This is a genomic window from Methylorubrum extorquens (genome assembly GCF_024169925.1).
Lineage (GTDB): Bacteria > Pseudomonadota > Alphaproteobacteria > Rhizobiales > Beijerinckiaceae > Methylobacterium > Methylobacterium extorquens_A.
The window spans coordinates 108,843-132,585 of the sequence record NZ_JALJXF010000001.1 but is presented as its reverse complement, the minus strand read 5'-3'; the positions used below and the strand labels follow the sequence as shown (position 1 = coordinate 132,585).

Here is a 23,743-nt window from a genome sequence, read left to right as displayed (position 1 = left end):
GGGTCGGCCTCAGGGCGTCCCGAAGCCGCCGGAGGCGCGGGCGCCCTCAGCGACATCGACGGGCACGAGGCCGGGCGCCCGCATCCGGTCGGGGGCGACGGCGCCGGAGCGCGCCGGATCGGTTTTGCCGATTTCGCCCTTGCCGACTTCGCTCTTGGCGGCGGAGCGGCTGGTCTCGACGTTGCGGAACAGTCCGTTGAGGCCCGACAGCACCTCGAAGGAGCGGCGCGAGAGCCGGCCGCCGGTGCTGGCGGCGGCTGCCGCGCCGTCGGCCTGCGCCTGGGCGGCCTGCGGCGCGCTCCTGCGATCGTTCAGGCCGGGCATCGGCTTCAATTCGATGCCCTGATGAGCAGGGGCCATGATCTCGTGCCAGGTCATCGCGGGGAGCGAACCGCCGGTCATCTTGTTGGTCGGGCTGTGGTCGTCGTTACCGTACCAGACGGCGCCGACATAGTTGCCGGTGTAGCCGACGAACCACGCGTCGCGGTAGCCGTTGGTGGTGCCGGTCTTGCCCGCGACCTTCACGCCCTCGATCTGGGCCTTTCGCGCGGTCCCCTCCTCGACGACCTTGTTGAGCATGTAGTTCATGTCCGCCGTCACCTGCGACGAGAGCACCTGCACCGGCTTCTCGTCGGCGTGGCGGTAGATCACCTCGCCGCTGGAATTGCGCACCTCGCTGGCGACGTAGGGCTTGGCGACCTTGCCGCCGTTGGCGAAGACCGCAAAGCCTGCCGCCTGATCCATCACCGTGACCTCGGTGGCGCCGATCGGCAGCGATGGCGTGTCGGTGAGCGGCGTCGTCACGCCCATCGCTTTCGCAAGCTGGATGATCTTCTCGCGGCCGGCCTTCGCCGCCTTCCAGTCGTGGGTGATGCCGAGCCCCTTGCCGATGGCCGTGGTGACCTTGATCGGGATCGTGTTGACCGATTTGGCCACCGCGAGCCACATCGGCTGACGCCCGGAATAGGAGCGGCCGTAGTTTTGCGGGCACCAGTTGCCGACGCAGACCGGCGAATCCACCACCGCCGTGTCCGGCTTGAACAGGCCCGAGGCCAGCGCCGCGGCGTAGACGTAGGGCTTGAACGAGGAGCCCGGCTGGCGCAGCGCGTCGGTGGCGCGGTTGAACTGGCTCTCGCCGTAATCGGCGCCGCCGACCATGGCACGCAAGGCGCCGTCGGGATCGAGGATCACCACGCCCGCCTCGTCCACGTCGTACTGGTCGCCCAGCCGCCGCAGCATGTTCTCGACCGCCTGATCGGCGGAGCGTTGGATCGAGAGGTCGAGCGGTGTCTTCACCGTCAGCACCCGGTCGTTGCGGAGCTTGCCCGCATCGGCCATCCGCTTCACCTCGTTGAAGGCCCAATCGAGGTAGTAGTCGGCAGTGATGTCCTTGGTGCGGGTCACAGGGGTCGCGGGGTTGCGCAAGGCCGTCTGGATCTGCCCCTCGGTAACGAAGCCCGCCTCGACCATGTTGTGCAGCACGTCCACCGCCCGGCCGCGGGCGGCGGGCAGGTTGACGTTGGGCGAGTATTTGGTCGGCGCCTTGAACAGGCCGGCGAGCATCGCAGCTTCCGCCAGGGTGATGTCCTGCAGGCGCTTGCCGAAATAATAGTCCGCCGCTGCCACCGCGCCGAAGGTGCCGCCGCCCATATAGGCGCGGTCGAGATAGAGCTTGAGGATCTGGTTCTTGGTCAGGTGCGCTTCGAGCCAGAAGGCGAGGAACGCCTCGTTGACCTTGCGCTCCAGCGAGCGCTCGTTGGTCAGGAACAGGTTCTTGGCGAGCTGCTGCGTCAGGGTGGAACCGCCCTGCACGTTGCCCTTGCCCGACGAGTTCGAGACGAGCGCGCGGGCGGTGCCGATCGGATCGATGCCCCAATGCTCGTAGAAGCGCCGGTCCTCGGTCGAGAGCAGCGCCTTGATCATCAGTTCGGGAAAGTCGTCGAACTTCAAGGAGTCGTCGTGCTTGATGCCGCGGCGCCCGACCTCGGTGCCGTAGCGGTCGAGGAAAGTGACGGCGAGGTCCTGGGCCTTGAGCCAATTATCGCTGGTGAGGTTGAAGGCAGGCTGGGCCAGGAACAGCAGCAGCATGGCGCCCGCGGTCCCGATGGTGACCCCCTCGCTGGTGAGGTCGAGGGCGTAGCGCTTCCAGCCGCGGACCGAGAAGACCTGCATCCGCGCCTGGAAGCGCTCGTAGGCTTCCGTCGTGGAATGACCGCCCTCGTACAGGCTCGCATTGACCCAGGCATCGAAGGCCAGGGCCGCGCGGCTGATCCGCGTCGTCAGCGATTTGAGGCTGGGCAGGCGCAAGGCGGCTTCCGGTTTCTTTCGACGGTGTCCGGGTCGGCGTAGAGCGAGGGCCTCGGCAACGGTATCCGATACGTTCTGTATCAGGACACGCGTCAGCCTGCGAGCTTTCGCTTCCGTTAAGGAACGCGAACGGCGGGCCACCGTCCCCCCGGCGGACCGCTGACCGCGCGTTAACCTTAAAAGCTCTCTGGCAGCCGAATCCGGCGGGCGGATGGCGGATCCTCCGGTCCTGCTTGCTCCCAGCGGCGGCATGCGGCAGGAGGGGCGCCTTGTCCCGAAACGATACGATCGAAAGCGAGCGAGGCGCCTGATATGGCCGAGCGCAGCGAAGGGCCGTTTTGGCGCGTGAAGACGCTTGAGGCGATGAGCCCGACGGAGTGGGAGAGCCTGTGCGACGGGTGCGGCCGCTGCTGCCTGCTCAAGCTCGAGGACGACGACACCGGCGAGATCCACCACACCGATGTCGGCTGCACGCTGCTCGACACCCATACCTGCCGCTGCCGCGACTACCGCCACCGCGCCAAGCGCGTGCCGGACTGCGTGCAGCTGACGCCGGAAGCGGTGCGCACGATCCCCTGGCTGCCGCCGACCTGCGCCTACCGCCTCGTGCGGGAGGGCCGCGACCTGCCCGCGTGGCACCCGTTGAAGACCGGCCGCCGGGCCAGCGTCCACGATGCCGGCATCTCGGTGCGCGGGCGCGTCGCCGGCAACGAGGAGGAATTTGCCGAGGACGAGCTGGTCGAGCGCATCGTCGCGTGGCCGGACGAAGCCGCCTGAACGGGAGATTCAGGCTGCACGCGGCAAAAGCGGCCGTAGGGGCAGAGCCGCCACCGCGAGATTGAAATCGAGAGCCGTCTCGATGCCCTCCCGCCAGAGCGAGAGCGGCGTTGCCCGCGCGAGAGGGATCGCCCCTTCGCTCTCGCCGTCATCGAGGCGCATCTCGGCACCAAGGCCCGTGACGAGCCGCCGCATCGCAACGTTGTGGGACAGGCAGCGCAGGCGCAGCTCGGCGATGCCGCGGTTGCGGCCGGCCTCGGCGAGACGCCGCAGCAGTTTCAACCCGAGTCCGGCCCGCCGAAACCCCCGCTCCACCGTCAGTGCGGCCTCTACCCGCCGGGCGTCCGCCTGCCTTGGGCCAAACGGGCGCAATTCTCCGATCGCCCGCAGGGTGCCATCCACGAAGACGCCGACGATCATGCCGGGCGCGACCATCGCCTGCACCGCATAGGCTGCGGCCGTCTGGTCACCGACCGCGGCCATGAAGCGACTCGCGCGGGTTTCCGAGTCGAGGCGCAGGAAGAAGGCGTGCACCGCCGGCCCATCGCTCAGCCAGAGGCGGCGCAGACTCGGTCGCCCCCGCGTCGCGCCGAGGGGGCGACCTGAGGGACGATCGTCGGAAAAGGTTGAGAGCGGCATCGGGGAGGTGAAGAACTCTTTCAGCGCACCAGATCAGCGATTCGCTCGCGCGACCTCTCTCCGGCACGGACAGAGCCGATTTGGCGCTGCGGTCGGCTTACCGCAATGCAGCAAAGTGCTGAACTTCCGCGTGGGCCCGCATGGCTGGTCTGTCCGCTCCGTCCAGGCCTACAACCGGAGGTGACGGAAGGATCACATCGATGTTCGCCGGCAAAGGCCCGGATTTCTGATATCCTGTTACCTTTTATTTAAATGCTGACGGATACCCTGAATCCATGCGGCAAGAATCGAATTACATCAGCAACGAGGAAGGATCGGTGGCCGTCGAGTTCGCCCTCGTCGGAGCGGCGTTTATCCTTACACTGCTTTTCGTGATGGCGTCCGCACTGGTCGGGTATATCAGCCAGACCCTCGACAACGCGACGATACGGGCCTCACGCCAGATCCTGACGGGGGGCCTTCAGTCTCAATCGAGTGCGGCAACGCTGGAGGGTTTCAAGCAAACCCTCTGCGGATACCTGCCCGCGACGCTTTCTTGCGACAACCTCATCGTCAATTTGTACGTCGTGCCTAAGGCAGGCCAACCCAGCGGGTACTATGCCTACGTCTCCTCCGACTTGAACGGCGTGACCGTCGCCAATCTGGCCACCGGGTCAGGGCAGTTTAATCTCGGAAGCCGGGGAGACTACCAGTATCTGCAGGTCATATACCCGATCACATTCCTACCTCCGCAGATTTCATACTGGTTGAGCGGCGGCGCTACCTACAAGGGCAAGCCGGCTTATCTTGCGGTCTCGGCCGCGGCCTTTCGCAACGAGCAGTACTGATGGCGGACGGCTCCCCCCGCACGCCCCTTCCCGCGGCGCGGCGCGGCGCGGCACCGGAGAGCCCCCCCGCCCTCCGGGCGCTGGCGGCGCTTCGTGGCGTCCGCGCCGGCCTCGGGGCGCAGGCGGAACGCTTCCGTGCAGCTGAGGGCGCGGTGGCGGCGATCGAGTTCGCCCTGATCCTGCCCACCCTGCTGCTGATCCTGTTCGCGGGCACCCAAGTGGTCGCCTACGTCAACGCGACCCGCAAGGTTGAACTCGTCGCGCATTCGATCAGCCAGATGATCTCGCAATCGGTGCCGCCGGACACCTCGACCATCGCCCGGGTCAACGCCACCGACCTGCATTTCAGCTACGACGCCACCCTCGTGCTGTTTCCCTACGTGATGAAGGACGCCAAGCGGCAGAGCCGTTCGTGGTGGCAGAACATCTCGATCAACTATGCCAGCATCCAGTTCAAGGCGAAGAACATCGCCTGCCAAAACAATTCCGACACCAGCACCGACCTGAGCCCCTGCTACAATGCCAATGTGGTCTGGACGACCACCGGCACCGCTCAGCCCGGCGGCGCCAACTACCGTCCTTGCGATACGCCGCAACTGCCGGCCGATGACGACGCAACGCCGAGCCGGGTCACCCTGCCGCGATCCACCTACGGGCCCGGATCGCTGGTGGTGATCGATGTCGCATTCGATTTCACGCCGACCTTCGGGTCGGGTTTTGTCCCCGCCGTACGGATCGCGCGATCGGCCTATGTGCAGCCGCGCTACGCTTCGCTGGTGAACTTCGACACAACCAACAACGACGGGATCGCGACCAAATGCACCGGCTATTGACCCGCGCAGGCCGGCTCAAGGGCCGGGCAACGGCACTGGCCTCGAACGCTGAGGGCAGCATCAACGTCCTCTTCGCGCTCGCCGTGCTTCCGACCATCGGCCTCGTCGGCCTCGGCGTCGATTACGGCATGGCGATTAGCAGCAAGACGCGGCTCGACAACGCAGCGGACGCCGCCGCGCTCGCGGGCGTCGTGACGGCCAAGGAGTTCATCGCCGCCAACGCGCAGCAGAGCGACGTGACGGCGTCCGGCATCAAGGCGGGCGAGTCTCAGGCCCTCAAGGCCTTCAAAGCCAATGCCAGCAAAGTCCCGTTCGCAACGGTCTCTCTTTCTCAACTCGAGATCGTACGAAGCGGACAAACCCTCGATGCGACGGTCAGCTATACGGCCACTGTTCAAAACACGTTTGGAAGGATCTTCGGGCTTCCGGCTACGACCCTAACCAACCGGGTCAACGCCTCGGTCGACCTCGCAAGCTACCTCGATTTCTACCTGATGGTGGACGTATCGGGCTCAATGGGTCTGCCGACGAAAGATTCCGACGCTGAAGCGCTCGCCATGCAAAGCAAGGAGAAGCAGGGAAACTGCCAATTCGCGTGCCACTTCCCAGACAGTGTCGGCTGGACTAAAGCGGCGGGAAAAATCCAGTTGCGGTCCGACGCGGTGAACAACGCGGTCTGCGAACTTCTGAAACGGGCCTCGACGCCAGTCGTACCGAACCAGTATCGAATCGGTATCTATCCGTTCATCAATCAATTGGCGACACTCGCACCCCTCACCGATACAACCACGTCTCTTGCCGCGCTGAGAACGGCAGCTCAGTGCGATAAGATTTGGCCGCTTGCTTTCACAAATCTGCTTGATACGGGCAGCACGCAACTTTTTACGAACAACGATCCGAAGACCGGCACCGGCAGCGGTGGGACTCATTTCGAGGCGGCCCTGCCGAAGATGAAGTCTACCATCAAACCCTACGGCAACGGCTCCGCCTCGACGAACTCAAGGCCGTTCGTGTTTCTGATCACCGACGGCATGCAGAACAGCCAGTCGTACTCAGCGTGGAAGGATACGAAGACATTTTCTGGAAGTCCCTCGAAATTTGCAGGCTATCCCAACGCGGACTGGAACGGCTCGCAACCCGCTCAGATCGATCCGTCGAAGTGCACGGATCTCAAAAACGCAGGTGCGACTATCTCAGTTCTGTACATACCCTACAATATTGTAAAAAATTACAACAATGACAGCTATATTGTTTGGGAGAATGGCCGTGTCAATCAATTCAGTCCGACCCTCGCAGATCCGCTTCGGAAATGCGCATCGCCGGGATTTTTCTACACGGCCAATACACAGGACGACATCACCGCTTCACTCGGCGCAATGTTCAAACAGGCACTGAGAGTTGCTCGCATCACTCAATAAGACACAGCTGTGCCGAACCGCATGATGGTGCGGAACGAAAGAATGGGAGAATGAGCGCCTGGAGCCGCTTCCCGCGGTAAAGTCATGGGGAGCGGCTCCAGGCGTGTTGAGGTCCGAGCGTGGTCGCGCACGATCGACCTTGGCAGGAAGACTCCGCTTCGGATCGCGGCGGATGTTTGCAGGGTTGCCCAGCGCCGACTTGATCGCTCTGCCGCGGCGCGGCAGAGCGATGGCGCGCCAACCGTCTCGTCTCCTCCGCGGGTTCACGCGCCGGAGGAGATTTCCCTCACGCGAACGACTGGCCGGGATGCCCGATAGCCACGCCCCCTCCGACCATGCCCGCGCCGGCGCGGTCCCGCCCGGGCCGGTCCGCGAGCGCTACGACGCCCTCGTGGCCTCGGGCGCGATCGAGCGCGACCCGGCGCAGATCCGCCTCGTCCAGGCTCTCGACCGGCTGGTGCAGAACCTGGAGCGGCGGCGGCGCGCGAAGAAGGGCAGCGCGCTGGGCTGGCTGTTCGGCCGCAAGGACGACGATGCCGGGCCGCCCAAAGGGCTCTACATCTGGGGCTCGGTCGGCCGCGGCAAGACCATGCTGATGGACCTGTTCCACGAGGCCGCGCCGGGCTCGAAGCGCCGGGTTCACTTCCACGGCTTCCTCTCCGACGCGCACGAGCGCATTCACGCCCACCGTCAGGCCCTGAAACGGGGCGAGGTAAAGGGCGACGACCCGATCCCGCCGGTGGCCGAGGCGCTGGCGGCGGAGGCGACGCTGCTCTGCTTCGACGAGTTCACGGTGACCGACATCGCCGACGCGATGATCCTGGGCCGCCTGTTCGGGGCCCTGTTCAAGCGCGGCGTCACGGTGGTGGCGACCTCGAACGTCGAGCCCGACCGGCTCTACGAGGGGGGCCTCAACCGCGCGCTGTTCCTGCCGTTCGTGGCGGAGCTGCAGCAGCGGGTCGAGGTGCTGCGCCTCGATTCCCGCACCGACTTCCGCTTGGAGAAACTCGGCGGCAGTTCGGTCTACCATGTGCCGGCCGACGCGACGGCCGATGCCGCGCTCGACGCCGCCTTCAAGGCGCTCTCGGGGCGTGCCAAGGGCCAGCCGAGCACGGTGAAGGTGAAGGGCCGCGCGGTGCCGGTTCCGGAAGAGGCCGGCGGCGTCGCCCGATTCGGCTTCGACGACCTGTGCCGGATGCCGCTCGGCGCCTCCGACTACATGGCGCTCGCCGACAGCTTCCACACCCTGATCGTCTCACGGATTCCGGTGATGGGCGAGGCGGAGCGCAACGAAGCCAAGCGCTTCATCACCCTGATCGACACCCTCTACGACGCGCATGTGAAGCTCGTCGCCTCGGCCGCGGCGGAACCGACCGAACTCTACACCGCGGGACAGGGCCGCGAGGCGTTCGAATTCGAGCGCACCGCCTCCCGCCTCATCGAGATGCGCTCGGAGGAATATCTCGGCACGCCGCATGGGCGGGCGCCCTCGGAGTCGAGCGCGGGCCTGGCCGAGACCTAATCCCCCTACCCTGCCGCCGGCCCGGTGCCGGGCTTCACCCGCGGCAGCGGCCGGCTGAGATAGGGCGAGCCGGGCACGAGAAAGCGCCAGGGCGCCTCGACCCCACGGCTGATGCCGATGCGGGTCGTCGCCGCGACCGTCACCGGCCCATGTGGCGGCTCAAAGGCGAAGGGCGCGCGATCGAGGGACAGGCCATCATGCGAGAGGTCGATACCGAGCGCCTGGGCGAGCCGGCCCGGCCCGGCGCAGAGGAGGCGCGGCGCGTCGAGCCCGCGGCGGGCGCGCATCGTCTCCAGACCTGCATTCGGTTCGAGCGCGCGCAGCAGCACGGCGCTGCCGGTCTCGCAGACGAGGTTGAGGCACCAGTGCAGGCCGTAGGAGCGGTAGACGTAGGCGCGGCCCGGCGGCCCGAACATGCTGGTGTTGCGCCGCGTCGGCCCACTGAAGCTGTGCGAGGCCGGATCGGTCCGATCGTAGGCCTCGGTCTCGACGACGAGACCGCCGACGCCGTCCACGAACAGGCGATAGCCGATCAACTCGGCGGCGACGGTCGCGGCGGGGCGGTCGAAGAAGGCCGGGCTCATTGCGACCGCGCCCGCCCGATCAGGACGCCTTCTGCAACTCGGCCCGAACCCGGGCGACGCCCGGCGGCTTGAGCTCCAGCGCCAGCCGCACCGCATCTTCGAGATAGGCTTGAGGGGTGATCCCGGCACGACCTGCCGCCCGCGACAGGGCGTTGGCCAGATCCGCGCTCAGCGCCACCTGAACCGTCTTGGCTTGCACAGGCGGGGCCGGTGCCGGCACCGTCTCGGCCGGCGGAAGTGTGGCTTCACCCGAAGCCTCCTCCCCCGAGGCCTTCCCACCCGAAGTCTTCCCACCCGAAATCTTGCCGCTCAGGGTTTCGCGCCGGCCGAGGGTGGCGAGATGGTCGGCGCGCTCGTTGCCGGCCTCGCCGGCATGGCCGCGCACCCAGGTCCAGCGCACGTCGCGGGCCGCAGCCAGCGCATCGAGGCGCTGCATCAGGTCGATGTTCTTCACCGGCCCCGTGGCGGTGCGCCAACCCCGCGCCTTCCAGCCGCGCATCCACTCGGTGACGGACTTGACCACGTACTGGCTGTCGCAGCGCATCTCGATCGCGGCGCCTTCGGGAAAATGCTCCAGGGCGCGGATCGCAGCGGTCAGTTCCATGCGGTTGTTGGTGGTGGCGCCCTCGCCACCATACAGCTCGATCGTCCCGGAGGGGGCCTGGATCACCGCCGCCCAGCCGCCGGGGCCGGGATTGGGGTCGCAGCCGCCATCCGCATAGACGATGGTTCGCATCGGTCCCATTCGCTTTCAGCCCCGTTCCTGCCATTTCCGAAGCGGGGCTCATACACCGAGGCTAATCTTTGGCCACGACCGGCGCGGCCGATAAGGCCTGCACCGGCGTCTCGCTGAGGCCGCACCGGGCAGCGGCGTCCGGCGGCAGCAGCGGATCGAGGAGCCCGCCCCGCCCTTCGAGGAAGGCGAGCGCCTGCTCGGCCGATGCCGCCTCGCGGCCGGGCATCTCGATCAGAAAATGCTCGAGCGCGTAGCGATAGCGGGCGATGCGCAGGGATGTTTCCAGGCGCACCCACGCCACGAGGCAGCGGTTCTCGGCGACCCGCATCGCGGCCTGCCGCACGTCCCAATCGTCGAGGCTCTTCGAGAACGGCAGGGCGCGCAGGCGCACCCCGTCCGCGTCGAAGACACGCCCGGCAACGGCCGCGAAGATCGGGATCAACCGGCCATCGGCGATTACATCGTCCGACAACCTGCGGTAGCGGGAATAGGGGGAGCGAAACGCCTCGGAGATCAAATCGTTGTGATAGGCGGGAATATCATCACGCCGCCAACGCGACGGCAGCACGCGGGCTCGGGTCAGGTTGGCGAGCACGTCCAGGAAGGCGGCATGGCCGTCGGCGGGCATCAGGAACCGCCATGCCCGGTCGCGCAGGATCGTTTCGTCGTCCGTGAGTGGAAAGGCCGAAGACGCCTCGCCGCGTTCATACGCGGCCACCGTCCCCGTGGTCTCGATCAGGCTGTTCCAGGCGCTCGGGGCCGGACGGCCGAAGTTGCCCTCCTGCGCGCAGGCGCCCAGCAGCAGGGTCAGAAGCAGACCGGCGGATCGAGAGCCGGAGCGCGTCACGAGCGGCGGCGGCGCGGAACCGGCAGAGCCTCCGCCTCCGGCATCCTCTCGTAGCGCACGCCCATGAACAGCAGGATCTGTCCGCGCGGCGCATCGTCCGCCTCGCGGCGGAAGCGGCGCGTCGTCGCGGGGGCGAAGGGTACGACGGAGCCGGTCGCGCCGCTCTCCCGGTGGCCCGGCTTCGCCGCAGGAGCGGTAGGGGACGGTGAGGAAGGCGTCTTGGAGGGGGCGATCGTTGAGGGCGTCATGGGCCTGTCCCGTCGATGTGTGTGGCGGCCGGCTCCCGCCCTGCGGCCTCCCGGAGCGGGCAGGCAGCATGGAGCGAGCGCTCGTCGTGAGCGGGACGGGCCCGCCCCGGCCGGGCGATCTCGAACGAACGTCAGCACGACGTGGTTAACGGAGTGTTTCAACGCACGCCGCATTCCGTATCCGCCCGCGGCGATGCGTGACCTCGGCGCGACCCGTTTCGAGGACGGCACGGTCCTTGCTCTGTCGTCTTTGCCCATGGCGGGCGTTTCCTCCCTTGACTTCGGCCCCGCGCGATCGCGCTGCGGGGCCGTTTCTTTGTCGGGCGGATTTTTTGGTGACGCCGGAGGTCCAAGCCACGCGTGCGAGGGCAGGTGCAACGGTGGCGTGCTGCGCTTGCTAACGAGGGGGGATGCCCGATATGCGGAGCCAACCCAACTTTGATCGAGCGAAGGACAAGGCAGGATGCGTCCGGACTTCACACGATTCGGCAGCCCGGCGCGCGGAGTGTCCGCGGCCCTGAGACTGGCGCCTCTCGCTCTGCTGGCTCTGCTGGCGGCGAGCCCGGCCCAGGCCCAGCGCGAGGACCAGGGGCTTCAACTCGGCTGCGCCAACGACTACTTCCGGCTCTGTGCCGGCGTCGATCCGAACAGCCAAGATGCCGACGCCTGCATGACCCGCAACCGCTCCCGCCTCTCGCCGGAGTGCAAGTCCGCCATCAGCGACTACGACCGGCGCAGCGGTGGCGCCTCGCAGTCCCGCGGCCAGCGCTAAAGCATCATCCCGAAAGCTGGCGGCCGGCTTTCGGAGAATGATGATGCAAAAACAAAAGCCTAGAGCATCGTCGTGGATCTGATATCCGGGACGATGCCCTAGGGCGCGGGCACACCTGAGCGGTCTGAACGAGGCGGGCTCGCCGAGAGCCCGCCGTTTCGCCCGCTGTTTCGGCGGACCGCGCGCAGCAATTCGGGGACGAGCATGGCGTTGACCGTCGCGGTCCAGATGGACCCGATCCAGTCGATCCGCATCGCGGGCGACACCACCTTCGGCCTGATGCTGGAGGCGCAGGCGCGGGGTCACAGCCTCTACACCTACACGCCGGATCGGCTCTCGATGCAGGGCCGGCTTGTGACGGCCTACGCCCAGCCCGTGACGGTGCAGGATGTCGAGGGCGCGCACGCGACCCTCGGCGCCCCCGAGCGCATCGACCTCGCCGAGGTCGATGTGGTGCTGATGCGCCAGGATCCGCCCTTCGACATGGCCTATGTCACGGCCACGCACATGCTGGAGAAGGTCGCCGGGCGCACCCTGGTGGTCAACGATCCGGCCGAGGTGCGGAACGCGCCGGAGAAGCTGTTCGTCCTCGACTTCCCCGAATTGATGCCGCCGACCCTGATCTCCCGCGACCGCGCCGAGATCGAGGCGTTCCGCAAGGAACACGGCACGGTCGCGATGAAGCCCCTGCACGGGCATGGCGGCGCGGCGGTGTTCCGGGTCTCGGAGGAGGATCCGAACTTCGGCTCGATGTTCGACCTGTTCTCCGCCACCTTCCGCGAGCAGTGGGTGGTGCAGCGCTTCCTTGAAAAAATCACCGAGGGCGACAAGCGCATCATTCTCGTGGACGGTGAGCCGATGGGCGCGATCAACCGCGTGCCGGCCAAGGGCGACATCCGCTCCAACATGGTCCGCGGCGGCGCGGCCGGCGCCTCCGAGCTGACCGAGCGCGAGCGCGAGATCTGCGCCACCATCGGCCCGGAGCTGAGACGCCGCGGCCTGATCCTCGTCGGCATCGACGTGATCGACGGGCATCTCACCGAGATCAACGTCACCTCGCCCACCGGCATCCGCACCATCAAGCGGCTCGGCGGCCCGGATCTCGCGGTGTCGGTCTGGGATGCGATCGAAGTCCGGCTCGCCGCCCGCCGCACCATCGGCGCTTGACGGCCATCCGAGACGGGCACGCCTCGGACAACCGGCCCTTCCCCGTCGCGATCAGCCCCTACCGAAACACCGGCAGCCCCAAGCCGATCAGGGCCAGACCGAGGATCAGCATGAAACCGGCCAGGGTTTCGGCCAGCGCCGCGCGCGCGCCGAAGCGGTGCGCCTGAGCCGCCAGCCCGACACCCGCGACAAGACAAGCGGTGCTCGCAACCATCAGCACGGGCGATCCAGCGAGCAGACGATATCCCAGCCTGCGACACAGCCGCTGCACGGCCTCAACCCAAGGGCATGGCCGCAAACGGGGAAACAATCCGCCGGGAGTTGCCCAGACGGCCGTGCAGTCGGGCATGAGGCTGACGGTTCGAACATCGATTTCGGCATCGGACCTGTTCCCGCCTCTCCCGCGGAAGCGGATGGCAGCGCGAAGACATGATGGATCGCGGGCGCGCCGCGTGGCGCAGGCCATTACGTGTCGTGGGGGCAAAAGGTTTGCCCGGCGCGCTTCTGACAGCCGTCCCCGTCATCGCCGCCTTTGACCCATGCGCTTTAACGCATGGGCACTTTATTCGTCCAGGATTTCTCGGCCATTCCAACGGCGATACACAGTTCCCTGCTGAGGATTGCTGGACATTTCGCACGCACCGACACTGTAAACACACCTCATAGGCCGATTCACTGATAGGCAGCGCCCGTCAATATTATATTTTCTCTGAGATGCAACGCCTGCGAAGGCGCTACAACGGGTTATTTTGGCAAATTGAAAACTCATTTAACTGATAATGCCAAATCATGATCGCAACAACATAATATTCAGACATTCTTTTGCAATTTAAAAGTGAGGCCATCCGAGCCCTTACCCGTCGATCCGCGCATCACGCCTCGCCTCGCGGCGTCGCATTGAGCTCGGCCCAATCGAGTTCCTCTTCCAGCACGAGATAGGCGTCGTCGCCGATCCGGCCGTTCCGGCGCAGGGTCAGGAGACGGTCGCGGGCGGCGTGGATCGCGCGGCGGCGGGGCTCGTCGGTCGGCAACCCTTCCGGGGCGAGGCCCTCCTCATGCGCCTCGGCCTGGGCCAGCGCGGCATGGAACTCGCGGCGCAGGGCATCCGCCGCTTCCGAGCGGTCGTCCTTCAGGGCCTCGACCGCAGCGCCGTAGGCCTCGGCCCGCGCCCGGCCGACCTCGCGGCCGACAGGATCGCTATCCTCCAGCCCGAGCCACCCCAGGATCGGGCGCAGGGTCAAGCCCTGGAGCACGAGCGTACCAATCACCACGCAGAAGGCCGTGAGCACGATCAGGTCGCGATAGGGAAACGCGCCGCCTTCGGGTCCGCCCTCGGGCAGGGCCAAGGCCGTGGCAATGGTGACGAGGCCGCGCATCCCCGACCACGAGACGGCAAAGCCGGCGCCGAGGCCGAGATCGCGGGCCGAGCCGTGATCGTCCGGCTGATCGGAGGCGACGCCGAAGCCGACATGGCGGATGGCGCTCGCCGGCAGCACCCAAGCGATGCGAACGAGGATCACGGTGACGACCACGGCTCCGGCAACCGAGGCGTAGGCGAATTCCTGCTCGGGCGTCATCCGCGCCAGGATCGGCCCGATCTGCTCGCCGATCAGCACGAAGGCGAGGACGTTGAGTACGAAGATCGCCGTTTCCCAGACCGCGTTCGAGATCACCCGCGGGCGCGGCGAGGTCTGGCCGGGGGCGCGGCGGGCCACGGTGATCGCGAAGCTCACCACGGTGAGCACCCCGGACAGTTCCATCGCCTCGGCGGCGATCCAGAGGCCGAAGGCGGCCGCGAACTGCAACACGATGACGCTGGCCGGCTCATCGACGCGGCGCAGGATCCGCAGGTAGACGAGCGCGGCGAGCGGCCCCGCCACGAGGCTGCCGACGACGCCGATCAGGAAGGCCGGCGCCACCTCGGCAACGGCGAAATGGCCGGTCATCGCCGCCGCCACGCCGAGCCGGTAGATCAGCAGCGAGGCGGCGTCGTTGAGGAGGCTTTCGCCGCGCAGGATCGTGGCGAGACGATGCGGCAGGGAGACGTGGTTGAGCACCGACAGCGCCGCCACGGCATCGGGCGGAGCCACGATCGCCCCGAGCACGATAGCGGCGGCGAGCGGCATGTCCGGCACGAGCCACAGCGCGACCGCCGCGACCGCCGCGGTCGTCGCCGCCACCGCGCCGATGGCGAGCCCGGCGATGGGGCGGGCGTTGCGCACGAGGTCGCGCAGGGACGTGCTGTAGCCGGCATCCATCAGCACCGGCGCCAGGAACAGGGCGAGCGCCAGTTCCGGATCGAGCGTGAGGCCCGGCACGCCGGGCACGAAGGCGAGGCCGACGCCGCCCAGGGCCAGGAAGGCCGGATAGGGCGCGCGCAGGCGCCGCGCCAGGGCAGCCAGCAGAACAGCGCCGACCAGGACGCCGACGATCCAATGGAACACGAACATGGAAAAGGGTGGATCCGACGCGCAGCCGTGACGATGACGGTGACGACGGAACGCCGGGCGATCGGTATTCTTTCCGAAACCCTCGGCCGGGCTATATTGACGCCGGCCGGGTGGCGATCAGATCACGCAAGGTCGTGATCGTGGAGGAATCCGCGACGCCATCGATGCGGGTCGGCCGGAAGTGGCGCTGGAAGGCGGTGACGACCGCACGCATCGCCGCATCGAACTCGCCGGTGACCGGCTGCTCGTAGCCGTAGAGGGCCAGCATCGCCTGCAGGGCCTCGACCGGCTGGCCGGTGTCGCCCATGGCGAAGAAGCGGCCATCCCGCACCGGCGCCGGCGGCACCCAGTGCCCGACGCCCTCGCGCGCCAGCCGCTCCCAGGGAAAGTCTTCGCCCGGATCCTCCTTGCGCGCGGGCGCCACGTCGGAATGGGCAAGAATGCGGGACCCGGGAATTGCGCGTCGGACGACGATGTCGCGGGCAAGCCGCGTCACCGCAGCGATCTGCGCCTCCGGATAGGGCGGGAGCCCGCCGGCATGGCCGGGATGAGCGATCTCGATGCCGATGGAACGGGAGTTGATGTCGCGTGCGCCCGCCCAGGCTCCGGCGCCCGCGTGCCAGGCGCGGTCGGCCTCCGGTACCATCTGGGCGATGCGTCCGTCCTCGAACACGAAGTAATGGGCCGAGACCTCGGCGGAGGGGTCGCACAGGCGGTCCAGCGCACCCTGCGCCGTCGGCATGCCGGTGTAGTGCAGGATCAGCATGTCGAGCGCCGCGCCGACCCGCGCGCCGCGATTGGGCGAGGCGATGACGGCCTGCGCCAGCGGGGTGTCGGGAGAGAAGCTCACGTCAGCCCCCGCTCGGCCGCGATCCGGTCCCAGGCGGCGTTGATGGCGGCGAGCCGGTGCGTCGCAATCGCCACCGCCTCCGGCGGCAATCCGCGGGCCAGCGCCCGGTCGGGATGGTTCTCGGCCACCAGCCGCCGGTACTGCGCCTTAAGGGCAGCGGGGTCGGCGGAGCGTTCGAGGCCGAGCACGAGGTAGGGGTCGTCGGCTAGCCGCACGTGCCGGGCGGCGATCCGGCGGAAGGCGGCCTCGTCGAGGCCGAAGATCCCGGCGACGGCGCGCAGGTAGCGCTCCTCGCCCTCGTGGATCGCCCCGTCGGCGGTGGCGATGTGGAACAGGCCGTCGAGCACGTCCTCCAGCAGGGCCGGCTCCTCACCGAAGGTCGCAGCGAGCTGTCCGGCATAGGCCTCGAAGCCGTCGGTCGTCGCCTTGGCGAGATCGAACAGGCGCTGGACGCCCGCGCGCGCCTCGGGCTCGACCTGCACCACCCGCCCGAAGGCCTGAACCTCGGACTCGGTCACGACACCGTCGGACTTCGCCATCTTGGCCGCGAGCGCCACGAGGCCCGTCGTGAACAGGACGTCGCGGGGCGTCGGGCCAAAGGGCGCGCCCTCGCGATCGACGAGAAAGTGGCCGGCGACCGATCCGACCAGCGCTCCGATCGGCCCACCGACCAGCACGCCGATCCCGGCCCCGCCGATCTTGCCCCATAGGCCAGTGCTCATCGGGCGCCGCCCGCACGAGGAGAACGGGAGAGTCGGGGCGTCAGTGCGGGCAAGAGCGGTTCCGAGGTCATTCGGCGGGAGCGTTCGTTGGAGCTAAACGCCGCAAAGCGTACCGCAGCACAAGCCCGGCGCGTTATCCGATCGCAAAAGAAAAGGGCCGGGGCTCGCCGCCCCGGCCCTTCCCCATGAACCGCGTCGCGATCAGCGGCAGTAGACGTTGCCGTACTCGTCGCGGAACGTGCCGTAGGGGCAGCGCGGCGCCGTCGCGGCACCGGCGATGGCACCACCCGCGCCGCCGATCGCGGCACCGGCCAGCGCGCCGCCCGCACGTCCGGTCGCAAGGCCGCCAACCGCCGCGCCAAGGCCCGCACCGAGGGCGCCGCCGCCCAGAGCCCGATCCTGAGGCGTGTTGCAGGCACCGAGCGAGAGCGCGAGGCTGCCCGCGAGGGCGGCGGCAATGAGTCTCTTCATGGTGGTCCGAACTCCCTTGTGCATCGGCGATCGGGCCATTTGCCGGTGCGGGGCACCGTTTTGGCCTTGGTTTGTCACCGGCTGCCATCGACGGCACATGAAACGGCCAAGATTGGGGCAGGTTGCATCGGCGCATGACTTTTCGCCCTGCGCCTGCCATCTGAAGGCGCGCCTGTTGCAAAATCGCCCGGTTTCGGCCCGCTGCCGACGGGCCTCTGTCCGAGGATCACCATGCCCAAAGCCAGCCTGATCGTCCGCAAGGCCGCCGTCCGGCCCGATCTCGTCGTCGACACGGTGACCCTCGACCACGCGGCCCGGGGGCAGGCCCACGCGCATCTGACCACGGCGGGAGGCTTGTCCGTCGATCTCCACCTGGATCGTGCCGCGGGCCTTGAGGACGGCGACGCGCTGAAGCTCGAAGACGGGCGCCTCGTGGCCGTGCGTGCCGCCGAGGAAGCGCTTCTGGAAGTCCGCGCCGGCAACCCGGCGCGCCTGCTGCGCCTCGCCTGGCAGCTCGGCGGCGAGCATGTCCCCGCGGAGGTCGGCGCGGAGGTTCTCTACGTGCCGGCCAGCGCCGCCGAACTGATCCGTGGGGCCGGCTGCTCGGCCCATCCCGTGAACCGCCCCTTCAAACCGGAGAAGGCTGCGCACGATCACAGCCAGTGCGGCCACGACCATCATCACCACGGCCACGAGGCCCATACGCATGATGATCATGCTCATGAAGCCCATGCTGATCATGACCACGATCACGGTCACAGCCACGCCCACGGAGGCTGCGGGCATGACCACAGCCATGACCATGGCCATAACCACCGCCACGAACACTGAGCGGCTCCGAACGCCATCGAGACGCTTTGGGATTCGCGTGAGCGGCGGGGCATGCCCCGCCGCCACGGCCCGGAACACGTTGCAGAGCGTGATGGTTAACCGGAAAGTCAAATTCCGGGGGAAGCCATGACGGAAATCAGCGTCTTCCAGAACGGCGACGGACTCTGGGCGGTGACCGTTCAAGGTCTCGTCGTCACCGATTTGACCAAGGAGAGCGCGGAAGCCTTCGCAGCAAGTATTCTCAGACTTGGCGATCAGCAGCCCGCGCAAGAATCATAGCCGACGGGCGGCGATCCAGTCTGTCACCAGACCCTGGTTCGACCGTGCCCGGCCTGTGCGCATGGCCCGCAAAAGGGGTGCTTCAAACTTCCCCAACCAGCCTGCAACTTGTGCAGATCTCCGACCCCGACAAGGACACGGGACGTCCGTTCCGGTATTGAAGAGCCGGCAAACGCGCAAAGCGCTTCGACTTGGTGTCTCTCCTGAAACGCCCCTTCGCCATCGCGGTGAGAGGAAACGATCGGTGATGAAACGTCTGTGAGGCACTCTCATCGGCGTTGCACAGGCGGAATCCGGTTCAAATCGGTGCCGCATCAGGAGGGATGACGTGCAGCAGGCTCAAGCAAGCCGCGAAGATCGGATCAGGGCCGTGGCCGCCGTGATCGCGCAGCATGACGTTACCAGCAGACAACTGCCCAGCAGCGGCCGACTGCCCCATGACCTCGCCCGCGCACTCGCCGAACGTGCGGTCGATGCCGTGATGGCAGCCGACAGCACCATGCGTCAGCAATCCTCGAACGGTGTATGAAACCCGGGAGTTGATCCGACCCGATGGAATGAGGTCGGCGCCTCTCGCTGTTTGTTTCGACGCGCGTGATGCCGACGCGGCTTCGACCGTTGCGCCCGCCTCCTGGCAAACGCTCCGGTCCCGCAATGGCGGTGCTCATCCCTTTTGAGGCTGGCCGATGCGTGGTATCCGGCCGCGCATTGCGTACATCGTCCTCACGGACGGCTTGCTTCCTGCGGAAGCAAGCAAATCCAACGCTTGCCGCATCGGCTTATCCCCGGCCGCTCAGGACGAGGCTCGAAGCGAACCGGCATCGAAACGGAACAGGGCGCACGTGTCGACCCCGGCTGAAAAACTGAACGCACTCAGCGGATGGCGCTTCAGCGTCGCACCGATGATGGATTGGACCGACCGGCAGTGCCGCGCGTTCCACCGAACCCTGTCGCGCCGGGCGCGGCTCTATACCGAGATGGTCACGACCGGGGCCGTGCTGCACGGGGACCGGGAGCGGCTGCTCGGCTTCGACGCCGGCGAGCAGCCGGTGGCGGTGCAGCTCGGCGGCTCGAATCCGGACGACCTTGCGGCGGCGGCGCGGATCGCCGCCGATTTCGGTTACGCCGAGATCAACCTCAACGTCGGCTGCCCCTCCGACCGGGTGCAGGAGGGACGCTTCGGCGCTTGCCTGATGCGCGAGCCAAGCCTCGTGGGTGCCTGCGTGGCGGCCATGAAGGCGGCCGTCCCGGTGCCGGTGACCGTGAAGTGCCGCCTGGGTGTCGATGATCAGGAGATCGAGGAAGCCCTCGATGCCGTGGCCGACGCCGTGATCGCGGCGGGGGTCGACGGCCTCGTCGTGCATGCTCGCAAGGCTTGGCTCAAAGGTCTCTCGCCGCGTGAGAACCGAGACGTGCCGCCGCTCGATTACGGCCGTGTCGCCCGGCTGAAGCGGGCGCATCCGGATCTGCCGATCGCGGTCAATGGCGGGATCGCCGACATCGCCGCCGCCAAGGCCCGGCTCGACGACGTCGACGGCGTGATGATCGGCCGGGCCGCCTACACCGAGCCGGCGCTGCTGCTCGATGTCGATACCGAACTGTTCGGCGAACCGGGCCCCGTGGCCGACGCCTTCGCCGCGATCGAGGCCTTCGAGCCGATCGTCGCGGCAGGGCTCGAACGGGGCCTGCGGCTTCATGCCTATACCCGGCACATGCTCGGCCTGTTCAACGGGCGGCCCGGCGCGCGGGCCTATCGCCGGCATCTCGCCACCGCCGGCATGGGCCCGGAGGCGGGCCTTGCCACCCTGCGCGAGGCGGTGGCCAAGGTGTCCCGGGAACGTCCGCCGGCCTCCGAAGCGGCGTGATTCCGCGCGATCGACGGCAAGCGCGGTCGGATCACGGCGTCACGCGGCGCGGCGTTTCCGGCCGTTCCAGATCTCAAGCAGGGTCGGGAGTTCGCTCGCCGGAACCGGCGGGCTGAACAGGTAGCCCTGCGCCTCGTCGCAGCCCTCCTCGCGCAGCCAAGCGAGTTGCTCCGGTGTCTCGACACCTTCCGCGGTCGTCGTCATCCCGAGGCTGGAGGCGAGGCTGACCACCGCCCGCACGATGAAACCGGAGCCCTGCTCCACCGTCAGGTCGCGGGTGAAGGACTGATCGACCTTCATCTTGTCGAAGGGGAAGCTGCGCAGGTAGCTCAGGCTGGAATAGCCGGTGCCGAAATCGTCCATGGCGATCCGGGCTCCGAGGTCGCGCAGCCCGTGCAGGATCGCCACCGTGGCGCTGCCGTTCACCAGCAGCACGCTCTCGGTGATCTCCAGTTCGAGGCGGCGGGCGGAGAGGCCGCTCGCGGCGAGCGCCGCCTGTACCGTCTCGATCAGCGCGATCGAGGTGAACTGCGCCGCCGAGACGTTGACCGCGACCTTGAGGCCCTCCGGCCAGCTTGCGGCTTCACGGCAGGCGCGACGAAGCACCCACTCGCCCAGGGGCACGATGAGGCCGATCTCCTCGGCGAGCGGTACGAACTCGGCCGGCGAGACCCGGCCGCGGGTCGGGTGGGTCCAGCGCAGCAGCGCCTCGAAGCCGCAGATGCGCTCCTCGGCGAGGTCGTAGATCGGCTGATAGTGCAGGTCGAACGCCTCCGCCTCGAAGGCGGCGCGCAGATCGAGTTCGAGGGCGCGCCGGGCCTGGAGGCGGGCATCCATCTGCGCCTCGAAGAACCGGAACACGCCGCGCCCGTCATCCTTGGCGCGGTAGAGGGCGACGTCGGCACATTGCATCAGCCGCTCGGGTTCCAGCCCGTCTCCGGGCGCGAGCGCGATGCCGATGCTGACGCCTACGATGACGGAGTGATGGGTCAGCGCATAGGGCGCGCTGACCACGTCGAGGATGCGACGGGCCAGGGTGGCGGCATCGGCCGGCGTCTCGACGCCCGCCTGGATGATCGCGAACTCGTCGCCGCCGAGACGGGCCACGGTGTCGACCTCGCGCAGGCAAGCCCTGAGGCGGTGCGCCACCGCCCGCAGCAACTCGTCGCCCACCGCGTGACCGAGGGTGTCGTTGACCTGCTTGAAGTTGTCGAGGTCGAGGCAGAGCACGGCAAAGCCGGTCTCGCGCCGGGCCTGGGTGATCGCCCCCTCGATCCGCTCGCGCAGCAGCACGCGGTTGGGCAGATCGGTGACGGCATCGTGCCGGGCCATGTGGGCGATGCGGGTCTCGGCGTTCCAGCGCTCGGTCGCCTCCTCGTAGATCGCCACGAAGCCACCACCGGCAATCGGCTGGATCTCGACGGCGACGACACGTCCGTCGGCGAGATGCTGGACTTGGGCCGGCACGGCATCGGCCCCCATCATCACGCCGATCTCGGCAATGCACTCGGCCTCGCTCCGGTCCGGCTGATCGCCGGCCCTGACATTGCTACGCAGCACTTCCAGCGCCGACATGCCGGGGGTCACGGCCCCCGGAGGCAACCTGTAGATCTCGTGGTAGCGGCGGTTGACTACCAGCAGCCGGTGATCGCGATCGTAGAGAAGGAAGCCGAGGGAGAGGGTATCGAGCGCCGCGTTCAGCCGGGCGATGCGATCGCCCAATGCGTCCTCGCGGTGCTTCAGGGCCGTGATGTCGGTGAGGATGGTCAGATCGGCTGCGTCACCGAGCCGATGGCGGTCGGCGAGCAGATGGCGCCCGTCGGCAAGTGCGACCTCGCCGGAGGCGGCTTCCGGGCGCAGACGCGCGGCCTTCTCCCGCTCGGCGAGGATGTCACGATCCGTGCGCAGTGCGAGGGTCGTGACGAGGATGGCGTCGAGTTCGGCAAGACCTGTTCGTGCGGCAGGCGGCGTCGGATCGGCGGCGATACCTCGAACGAGGCTTTCGGCGGCTTGCATCGCGCGGGTGAGGCTGCGGGCGAGCCGGCACAGAATCAGGCAGACGAGAACGAGGGTAAGGATGGCCGCGCCCCCGACGACCGTGAGCCTCAGGCCCGGCTCGGCGGAGAGCGAAGCCATCAGCGCAGCCGCGGCAAATCCGACGACGGTCAGGCACAGTTCAAAGCCTGCGCGCAGCAGATGCCCGCCAACCGTCTCGCGGCGGCCCTGACCGTTGCCCCGATCTGCGGCTCCCTGACCTTCGGCCTGCGCCTGCATCGGTCGTCCACACCCTTCTTTCGTTCCCGGCAAAATGACCGGATCCGGTTAAGAGTGCCTCACGGAAGGCCAACCGAAGGTCGGTTTCTTCGGGAGGGCAATCGGACGGAGCGTTCTGCGCGAGGACGGCGCTGGTCAGAACTTGCCGAGCAGCGGAAATTCCTGGCTCAGCGTCGATTCGGAAGGCAGCGGCGCCTCGCGGCGGCGCGGCTTGCGGTTGAGCACCTGTTTCAGCTTCGTCTTCAGGAGGTTGATGTCGAACGGCTTGAGGATGAAGGCGTCGGCGCCCGCGACGTGGGCGTGGTTGATGTCCTCGAAGTCGAACGAGGACTCGGTGAGGATGAAGGGCGTGTTCATCAGGCTGTCGTCGGCCCGGATCTCGCGCAGGAGCTGAAGCCCGTCCATCGGCTCCATGGTGAGATCGGAAATGACGAGGGCGTAGCGGCGCTCCCGCATACGGACGAGGGCCTCGGCTGCGTCCGATACGCCCTCGACGTCCGGGAAACCGAGGCGGGTCATCAGCTCGATGATCAGCCGCAGGAGCTTGGGCTGGTCATCGACGATGAGGATGGGAAGCGTGTCGCTCATGGCGTCCGGGGTCGCATCTCAACGGGGTCTCTGAAGGGCGGGCTGGCGGCAGCCCGCCCGCTCAAACGAACAGATGATCGATGCCCTGCTTGGCCATCGATTCGGCTTGGAGCGTGACGGCCAGGCCGTGGATCGCGCTGCCCTTGGGCGTGCCCCGCTGCAGCATCGGCAGAAGGCCGGATTTGGCGAAATGCGGCTCGTTGGCGGTCGTGCGGCTCACCGTGGTGAAGGAGCTGACGAATTCCCGTTTGGCGATCTCGCGCCACTCGACGATCTGCACGTCGCGGTGGCGCGAATCGGCGGCAATCCGCTGGAAGGTCTCGTTGACCGACTGGCGTTCGCCCTCGACGACCTGGATCGCGAAATTCTGGTCGATGATCAGAAAGCTCGTGATCACGGCGAACTCGTTCTTCTTCTGAGCCTGACGGGTGATGTCACCGATCTGCTTGGCGCGCAGAGCCGGCTCGTTCGAGATGGTCAGGCGTGAGAAGTAGATCAGGTGGACGAGGCTCGTCCTCTTGTTCTTCATGAATCCCGTCCGACACGACAACTCCCGGCGACACTAACGGGGATGGCGATAACGGGCCGTAAACACGGCCGGACCCGGCAGAATCTGCCGCTCGCCCCATGCCTGCCCGTCCGAAACTGCCGAGCCCCGGCAAATCCACTCCAAAGATACCAATGACTTAGCTCTGGCACGCGCGTTGCGCTCTCGATTTCAGATCCACCGCTTCAT

Annotated in this window: 25 protein-coding genes; 11 read left to right on the top strand and 14 right to left on the bottom strand. The window is 67.5% G+C overall.

Translation table 11 applies throughout. The features are described 5' to 3' along the window. Positions 1-9: 9 nt before the first annotated feature. Complete coding sequence (locus J2W78_RS00665) at positions 10-2,307, bottom strand: transglycosylase domain-containing protein (protein WP_253367122.1); 2,298 nt, start codon at positions 2,305-2,307, stop codon at positions 10-12. 312 nt (positions 2,308-2,619) lie between these two features. Between J2W78_RS00665 and J2W78_RS00660 the strand changes: the two genes are divergently transcribed. Beyond that, the gene (locus J2W78_RS00660) at positions 2,620-3,084 is read left to right on the top strand and encodes a YcgN family cysteine cluster protein (RefSeq protein WP_253367119.1); all 465 of its coding nucleotides are present in this window, start codon (positions 2,620-2,622) and stop codon (positions 3,082-3,084) included. 9 nt (positions 3,085-3,093) lie between these two features. On the opposite strand, the gene J2W78_RS00655 is transcribed toward J2W78_RS00660, so the two are convergent. Further along, positions 3,094-3,723, bottom strand: coding sequence for a GNAT family N-acetyltransferase (locus J2W78_RS00655; RefSeq protein ID WP_253367117.1), 630 nt, complete (start codon positions 3,721-3,723; stop codon positions 3,094-3,096). A 275-nt stretch (positions 3,724-3,998) separates the two neighbouring features. Between J2W78_RS00655 and J2W78_RS00650 the strand changes: the two genes are divergently transcribed. The 4 genes from J2W78_RS00650 to zapE all read left to right on the top strand — a co-directional run bounded on the left by J2W78_RS00650 (position 3,999) and on the right by zapE (position 8,323). Next, positions 3,999-4,550: a TadE/TadG family type IV pilus assembly protein gene (locus J2W78_RS00650; RefSeq protein ID WP_253367116.1), complete on the top strand. Its 552-nt coding sequence runs from the start codon at positions 3,999-4,001 to the stop codon at positions 4,548-4,550. After that, positions 4,550-5,383, top strand: a complete 834-nt coding sequence (locus J2W78_RS00645; protein WP_253367115.1) for a TadE/TadG family type IV pilus assembly protein — start codon at positions 4,550-4,552, stop codon at positions 5,381-5,383. The genes J2W78_RS00650 and J2W78_RS00645 overlap by 1 nt, the downstream gene beginning before the upstream one ends. Next, a complete protein-coding gene (locus J2W78_RS00640; protein ID WP_253367114.1) occupies positions 5,368-6,801 on the top strand; it encodes a pilus assembly protein TadG-related protein in 1,434 nt (477 codons plus the stop codon). The genes J2W78_RS00645 and J2W78_RS00640 overlap by 16 nt, the downstream gene beginning before the upstream one ends. Before the next feature lie 307 nt (positions 6,802-7,108). Next, positions 7,109-8,323, top strand: a complete 1,215-nt coding sequence (gene zapE, locus J2W78_RS00635; RefSeq protein WP_253367113.1) for a cell division protein ZapE — start codon at positions 7,109-7,111, stop codon at positions 8,321-8,323. Between the two features lie 5 nt (positions 8,324-8,328). Here zapE and J2W78_RS00630 read toward each other — a convergent pair whose 3' ends face one another. From J2W78_RS00630 to J2W78_RS00615, 4 genes are all read right to left on the bottom strand, one after another. After that, the gene (locus tag J2W78_RS00630) at positions 8,329-8,907 is read right to left on the bottom strand and encodes a DNA-3-methyladenine glycosylase (RefSeq protein ID WP_253367112.1); all 579 of its coding nucleotides are present in this window, start codon (positions 8,905-8,907) and stop codon (positions 8,329-8,331) included. Between the two features lie 19 nt (positions 8,908-8,926). Beyond that, a complete protein-coding gene (gene rnhA, locus J2W78_RS00625; RefSeq protein WP_253367111.1) occupies positions 8,927-9,643 on the bottom strand; it encodes a ribonuclease HI in 717 nt (238 codons plus the stop codon). A gap of 61 nt (positions 9,644-9,704) precedes the next feature. After that, positions 9,705-10,490, bottom strand: a complete 786-nt coding sequence (locus J2W78_RS00620; protein WP_253367109.1) for a hypothetical protein — start codon at positions 10,488-10,490, stop codon at positions 9,705-9,707. Continuing rightward, positions 10,487-10,738, bottom strand: a complete 252-nt coding sequence (locus tag J2W78_RS00615) for a hypothetical protein (protein WP_253367107.1) — start codon at positions 10,736-10,738, stop codon at positions 10,487-10,489. The genes J2W78_RS00620 and J2W78_RS00615 overlap by 4 nt, the downstream gene beginning before the upstream one ends. Before the next feature lie 463 nt (positions 10,739-11,201). On the opposite strand from J2W78_RS00615, the gene J2W78_RS00610 reads away from it, so the two are divergent. Together J2W78_RS00610 and gshB are read left to right on the top strand one after the other, a co-directional pair. Further along, positions 11,202-11,510 (top strand): hypothetical protein, encoded by a 309-nt coding sequence (locus J2W78_RS00610; RefSeq protein WP_253367106.1) that lies wholly within the window; start codon positions 11,202-11,204, stop codon positions 11,508-11,510. Between the two features lie 204 nt (positions 11,511-11,714). After that, positions 11,715-12,677, top strand: a complete 963-nt coding sequence (gene gshB, locus J2W78_RS00605; protein WP_253367104.1) for a glutathione synthase — start codon at positions 11,715-11,717, stop codon at positions 12,675-12,677. A 58-nt stretch (positions 12,678-12,735) separates the two neighbouring features. Here the strand turns inward: gshB and J2W78_RS00600 are convergent, their stop codons facing one another. The 5 genes from J2W78_RS00600 to J2W78_RS00580 all read right to left on the bottom strand — a co-directional run bounded on the left by J2W78_RS00600 (position 12,736) and on the right by J2W78_RS00580 (position 17,170). Continuing rightward, positions 12,736-12,891 carry a hypothetical protein gene (locus J2W78_RS00600; RefSeq protein ID WP_253367102.1) on the bottom strand — a complete coding sequence of 52 codons (156 nt, stop codon included), beginning with the start codon at positions 12,889-12,891 and terminating at the stop codon, positions 12,736-12,738. Between the two features lie 658 nt (positions 12,892-13,549). Then, positions 13,550-15,127 (bottom strand): Na+/H+ antiporter, encoded by a 1,578-nt coding sequence (locus tag J2W78_RS00595; protein WP_253367100.1) that lies wholly within the window; start codon positions 15,125-15,127, stop codon positions 13,550-13,552. 91 nt (positions 15,128-15,218) lie between these two features. Next, the gene (locus tag J2W78_RS00590; RefSeq protein WP_253367098.1) at positions 15,219-15,977 is read right to left on the bottom strand and encodes an N-acetylmuramoyl-L-alanine amidase; all 759 of its coding nucleotides are present in this window, start codon (positions 15,975-15,977) and stop codon (positions 15,219-15,221) included. After that, on the bottom strand, positions 15,974-16,699 hold the full coding sequence (locus J2W78_RS00585; protein ID WP_253367096.1) for a TerB family tellurite resistance protein: 726 nt from the start codon (positions 16,697-16,699) through the stop codon (positions 15,974-15,976). The genes J2W78_RS00590 and J2W78_RS00585 overlap by 4 nt, the downstream gene beginning before the upstream one ends. Before the next feature lie 201 nt (positions 16,700-16,900). Next, positions 16,901-17,170, bottom strand: coding sequence for a hypothetical protein (locus J2W78_RS00580; RefSeq protein WP_253367094.1), 270 nt, complete (start codon positions 17,168-17,170; stop codon positions 16,901-16,903). 231 nt (positions 17,171-17,401) lie between these two features. Between J2W78_RS00580 and J2W78_RS00575 the strand changes: the two genes are divergently transcribed. From J2W78_RS00575 to dusA, 4 genes are all read left to right on the top strand, one after another. Then, the gene (locus tag J2W78_RS00575; RefSeq protein ID WP_253367092.1) at positions 17,402-18,001 is read left to right on the top strand and encodes an urease accessory protein UreE; all 600 of its coding nucleotides are present in this window, start codon (positions 17,402-17,404) and stop codon (positions 17,999-18,001) included. Positions 18,002-18,127: 126 nt separating this feature from the next. Then, complete coding sequence (locus tag J2W78_RS00570; protein ID WP_253367090.1) at positions 18,128-18,280, top strand: hypothetical protein; 153 nt, start codon at positions 18,128-18,130, stop codon at positions 18,278-18,280. Positions 18,281-18,608: 328 nt separating this feature from the next. Continuing rightward, a complete protein-coding gene (locus J2W78_RS00565; RefSeq protein WP_253367088.1) occupies positions 18,609-18,809 on the top strand; it encodes a hypothetical protein in 201 nt (66 codons plus the stop codon). Positions 18,810-19,122: 313 nt separating this feature from the next. Further along, positions 19,123-20,145 (top strand): tRNA dihydrouridine(20/20a) synthase DusA, encoded by a 1,023-nt coding sequence (gene dusA, locus J2W78_RS00560; RefSeq protein ID WP_367399380.1) that lies wholly within the window; start codon positions 19,123-19,125, stop codon positions 20,143-20,145. Positions 20,146-20,184: 39 nt separating this feature from the next. On the opposite strand, the gene J2W78_RS00555 is transcribed toward dusA, so the two are convergent. The 3 genes from J2W78_RS00555 to J2W78_RS00545 all read right to left on the bottom strand — a co-directional run bounded on the left by J2W78_RS00555 (position 20,185) and on the right by J2W78_RS00545 (position 23,536). Then, the gene (locus tag J2W78_RS00555) at positions 20,185-22,419 is read right to left on the bottom strand and encodes a putative bifunctional diguanylate cyclase/phosphodiesterase (RefSeq protein WP_253367086.1); all 2,235 of its coding nucleotides are present in this window, start codon (positions 22,417-22,419) and stop codon (positions 20,185-20,187) included. A gap of 135 nt (positions 22,420-22,554) precedes the next feature. Then, a complete protein-coding gene (locus J2W78_RS00550) occupies positions 22,555-23,007 on the bottom strand; it encodes a response regulator (RefSeq protein ID WP_253367085.1) in 453 nt (150 codons plus the stop codon). A 61-nt stretch (positions 23,008-23,068) separates the two neighbouring features. Beyond that, positions 23,069-23,536: a BLUF domain-containing protein gene (locus J2W78_RS00545; protein ID WP_253367084.1), complete on the bottom strand. Its 468-nt coding sequence runs from the start codon at positions 23,534-23,536 to the stop codon at positions 23,069-23,071. Between the last annotated feature and the right edge of the window lie 207 nt (positions 23,537-23,743).